Origin of the sequence: Streptomyces anandii JCM 4720 (genome assembly GCF_014650655.1) — a bacterium.
Taxonomy (GTDB): Bacteria; Actinomycetota; Actinomycetes; order Streptomycetales; family Streptomycetaceae; genus Streptomyces; species Streptomyces anandii.
In genome coordinates this window covers 33878-37778 of sequence record NZ_BMVJ01000020.1, presented here as the reverse complement: position 1 = coordinate 37778, position 3901 = coordinate 33878, and the positions used below count along the sequence as shown (strand labels likewise).

The 3901-nt window shown below is 70.8% G+C and carries 7 protein-coding genes; all 7 read left to right on the top strand.

All coding sequences use genetic code 11. The annotated features are described in order from the left end of the window. Positions 1-514, top strand: a 514-nt coding sequence (nadC, locus tag IE249_RS38720) for a carboxylating nicotinate-nucleotide diphosphorylase (protein ID WP_229859423.1), incomplete at its 5' end; no start/stop codon positions are given. 5 nt (positions 515-519) lie between these two features. Then, positions 520-1317, top strand: coding sequence for a type III pantothenate kinase (locus IE249_RS28340; RefSeq protein WP_189709241.1), 798 nt, complete (start codon positions 520-522; stop codon positions 1315-1317). A gap of 286 nt (positions 1318-1603) precedes the next feature. Further along, the gene (locus tag IE249_RS28335; protein WP_189709239.1) at positions 1604-2266 is read left to right on the top strand and encodes a hypothetical protein; all 663 of its coding nucleotides are present in this window, start codon (positions 1604-1606) and stop codon (positions 2264-2266) included. Between the two features lie 54 nt (positions 2267-2320). Next, on the top strand, positions 2321-2509 hold the full coding sequence (locus IE249_RS28330; protein WP_189709237.1) for a hypothetical protein: 189 nt from the start codon (positions 2321-2323) through the stop codon (positions 2507-2509). 107 nt (positions 2510-2616) lie between these two features. Further along, on the top strand, positions 2617-3141 hold the full coding sequence (locus tag IE249_RS28325) for a BlaI/MecI/CopY family transcriptional regulator (RefSeq protein WP_189709236.1): 525 nt from the start codon (positions 2617-2619) through the stop codon (positions 3139-3141). Between the two features lie 9 nt (positions 3142-3150). Continuing rightward, a complete protein-coding gene (locus tag IE249_RS28320; RefSeq protein ID WP_189709234.1) occupies positions 3151-3684 on the top strand; it encodes an amino-acid N-acetyltransferase in 534 nt (177 codons plus the stop codon). Beyond that, on the top strand, positions 3681-3901 hold a 221-nt coding region (locus tag IE249_RS38715; protein WP_229859421.1), incomplete at its 3' end, for a hypothetical protein. The genes IE249_RS28320 and IE249_RS38715, both read left to right, overlap by 4 nt.

The window sequence follows — 3901 nt, the reverse complement described above, 5'->3', positions numbered from 1 at the left end:
CATCGCGACCGCCACGCGCGCGTGGGCGGACGCCCTGGAGGGCACCAAGGCGAGGGTCCGCGACACCCGCAAGACCACCCCCGGCCTGCGCGCGCTGGAGAAGTTCGCCGTCCGCTGCGGCGGCGGCGTCAACCACCGCATGTCCCTGTCGGACGCGGCCCTGGTCAAGGACAACCACGTGGTGGCCGCGGGCGGCGTGGCGGCGGCCTTCAAGGCCGTACGGGAGGCCTTCCCCGAGGTGCCGATCGAGGTCGAGGTCGACACCCTGCACCAGCTGCGCGAGGTCGTGGACGCGGGCGCCGACCTGATCCTGCTGGACAACTTCACGCCCGGCGAGTGCGAGGAGGCGGTCTCGATCGTCGACGGCCGGGCGCTGCTGGAGGCGTCGGGCCGGCTGACCCTGGAGAACGCCCGCGCCTACGCGGAAACCGGCGTGGACTACCTCGCCGTGGGGGCCCTGACCCACTCCTCGCCGATCCTGGACATCGGCCTGGACCTGCGCGAGGCGGAGTAACGGCCATGCTCCTGACGATCGACGTCGGCAACACGCAAACCGTGCTCGGCCTGTTCGACGGGGAGGACATCGTCGAGCACTGGCGCATCTCCACCGACCCCCGCCGCACCGCCGACGAGCTGGCCGTGCTCCTGCAGGGCCTGATGGGCATGCACCCGCTGCTCGGCGACGAGCTCGGCGACGGCATCGACGGCATCGCCATCTGCGCCACCGTGCCCTCGGTGCTGCACGAGCTGCGCGAGGTGACCCGGCGCTACTACGGCGACGTGCCCGCCGTCCTCGTGGAGCCCGGTGTGAAGACCGGTGTGCCGATCCTCTTCGACAATCCCAAGGAGGTCGGCGCCGACCGCATCATCAACGCGGTGGCGGCCAACGAGCTGTACGGCGGCCCGGCGATCGTCGTGGACTTCGGCACCGCCACGACCTTCGACGCGGTCTCCGCGCGCGGGGAGTACGTCGGCGGGGTCATCGCGCCCGGCATCGAGATCTCCGTGGAGGCGCTGGGCGTCAAGGCGGCCATGCTGCGCAAGATCGAGGTGGCCCGGCCGCGCAGCGTGATCGGCAAGAACACGGTCGAGGCCATGCAGGCGGGCATCGTCTACGGGTTCGCCGGCCAGGTCGACGGCGTGGTCAGCCGGATCGCCCGCGAGCTCGCCGACGACCCGGACGACGTCACGGTGATCGCCACCGGAGGTCTCGCACCGATGGTCCTCGGCGAGTCGTCCGTGATCGACGAACACGAGCCCTGGCTCACCCTCATCGGCCTCCGCCTGGTCTACGAACGCAACGTCTCCCGGGCGTGACCCACCGCGTCTCCCACGCGTGAGGCATCCGGCCCCGCCCGGGAGGGGCGCCGACTGCCCCGGGCGTGAGCCGTCGCGTGTCCGCCCGGGCGTCGCGCGTCCCATGCGTGACGCAGCCGGGCCACGCCGGGGGCCGGCTGCGCCGCGCGTGAGCCGTCGCGCCCATGCGCGAGCGCCGTCATGTGTCCCGCGCGGGGCCGCCTGCCGTGCGTGGGGCGGGGGCGACACTCGCTTGCCACATCGCGCCTTATGTCGAATTTGTCTGATTAGCGCGTATGGTCGGGCCATGCCTACGCCATACGGAACCCGCGGCGGCATGGCGTTCGGCGCGGAGGAGCTGTGTGTGCTCCGCCGTGCCCTCGCCCTCGCCCTCCGACCCCGTCCCGTCCGTGCCGAGGACCTTCAGGACTGTCTCCGGCTCGCCGAGTCGCTCGACGAGGCGATGCGCGAGGGCACCCGGCTTCGCGCGTTCCTGCTGGCCGACCTCGCCCGCTACCGCGACGCCCTTCCCGGCACGGCCATCGGCTACCTCACGGCCCTCTCCGAGGCCGTGACCGCGGGCCACCGGCCCACCCCGGCCGACCTGTCCGCCCTGCGCACCCTGCGGGCCCACCCGGCGGCTGCGGCCCTCCTGGACCGCTACGAGCCCGCCGCACCCGCCGCACCCACCGTGCCCGCCTCCCGCAGCCCCCTGCGGGGGCTCCAGGCGCTTCCCGGCGGCCTCCCGGGCGCCCGGTCCGGGGAGGGCGGCGACCCGGGCCAGAAGCCCGCGAAGAGGCCCGCGCCGAAACCCGGCGAGCGGCCGGCCCCCGCGCAGCCGGGCCGCGGGCCGGCCCCCGAGGCCCCGCGGCCGGCCCGCCGCCCGATCCCCACGCCGGGCGAGGTCTTCCCGCGGCGCAAGCCCTCCCCGCCCTCCGGCGACGCGCGGGAGCGACTCGCCGTCGTGTAGTGGTCCGGGCCACCCCGCCCCTGTTTGTCCCGCCGCCCTGGCTACTCTGGAGTCATGGACTACGTCTCCGCACTCGTCCCGCCGGTCGTGATGGCCGCGTTCTTCATCGGTCTCGTCAGGGTGATCGTGAAGACCCAGGGCGGCGCCGCCAAGGCCAAGGAGGACGCGGCCGTCGACGCCGCCCTCGCACGGGCGCAGGGCGGCCCCAAGGTCTCCGGCGGACCGGCGTCCACCGACGCCTGACCGGTCGTACCGCCTCGTAACGCCTCGTACCGACAGCGCGGCACGGTGCCCACCGTGCCGCGCTGTCGTACGCCCTTTTTGTACGTGTCTGCACTATTGTGCTGAGAGTGCCTCGCCCATTGGGAGAACTCGAAGACGCGGTCATGACGCGGGTGTGGAAGTGGAACCGCCCGGTGACCGTTCGGGAAGTCCTGGAAGACCTTCAGCGGGAACGGTCCATCGCGTACACCACGGTGATGACCGTTTTGGACAATCTCCACCACAAGGGCTGGGTGCGCCGCGAAGCCGAGGGCCGGGCCTATCGATATGAGGCGGTCTCCACTCGCGCCGCCTACGCCGCAGCACTGATGAACGACGCCTGGTCCCAGAGCGACAACGCCGCCGCCGCTCTCGTCGCCTTCTTCGGGATGATGAGCGACGAACAGCGACAGGCTCTGCGCGATGCCGTGCACATCGTGGAAGGAACCGTCCAAGGCATCACCGCACCGCCCTCGGAAGGCACCACCGAAGGTGCTCCCGAAGGAACCGTCCCGGACGACGCCGAACTCACCGGCGAAGTCCCGGATACCGCGGAAGCCTCCGAAACCCCCGTCGAGAACCCCGGCTCGGCACCGGACGGGCACGGGCGATAGCGTCCGCTCATGTCCGCTGAGCGCCCCGAAGTCACCGCAAAAGCCATCACCGTCCGGCGGGCCCGGACCAGCGATGTCCCGGCCGTGCGCCGACTGCTGGACACCTACGTGCGTGAGCGCATCCTGCTCGACAAAGCGACCGTGACGCTTTACGAGGACATCCAGGAGTTCTGGGTCGCCGAACGGGACGACAACGCCGAGGTCGTCGGCTGCGGCGCACTGCACGTGATGTGGGAAGACCTCGCCGAAGTGCGCACTCTCGCGGTCAAGCCGGGCCTGAAGGGCGCCGGCGTGGGCCACCGGGTCCTCGAGAAGTTGCTGCAGACCGCGCGCCGGCTCGGTGTTCGCCGGGTATTCTGCCTGACCTTCGAAGTCGACTTCTTCGGCAAGCACGGCTTCGTGGAGATCGGTGAGACGCCTGTCGACACCGATGTCTACGCCGAGCTGCTGCGTTCCTATGACGAGGGCGTCGCGGAGTTCCTGGGTCTCGAACGAGTGAAACCGAACACCCTGGGCAACAGCCGGATGCTTCTGCATCTGTGATCGTCATCGTCATTGCCCGCGCTCCCTATGTCCGAAACGCGCATGTTTCCGGTCGTGGTGGGCGGTCGGCCTCTCCCCAGGGGTTTGTGTTTTTCCCGCAAAAGCGGTTTGCTTTCCGACGTACTGCAGTACTGCATATAACAGGGGACGGCGAAACGGCGGACGCCGACCACCCCGACCCTCACGTTATCGATGAAAGGAAATCCGGTGGCACAGA

Coding starts and splice junctions, on each gene's coding strand:
- IE249_RS28340 (WP_189709241.1), top strand. CDS start 520: ATGCTCCTGACGATCGACGTCGGCAACACGCAAACCGTGCTCGGCCTG.
- IE249_RS28335 (WP_189709239.1), top strand. CDS start 1,604: ATGCCTACGCCATACGGAACCCGCGGCGGCATGGCGTTCGGCGCGGAG.
- IE249_RS28330 (WP_189709237.1), top strand. CDS start 2,321: ATGGACTACGTCTCCGCACTCGTCCCGCCGGTCGTGATGGCCGCGTTC.
- IE249_RS28320 (WP_189709234.1), top strand. CDS start 3,151: ATGTCCGCTGAGCGCCCCGAAGTCACCGCAAAAGCCATCACCGTCCGG.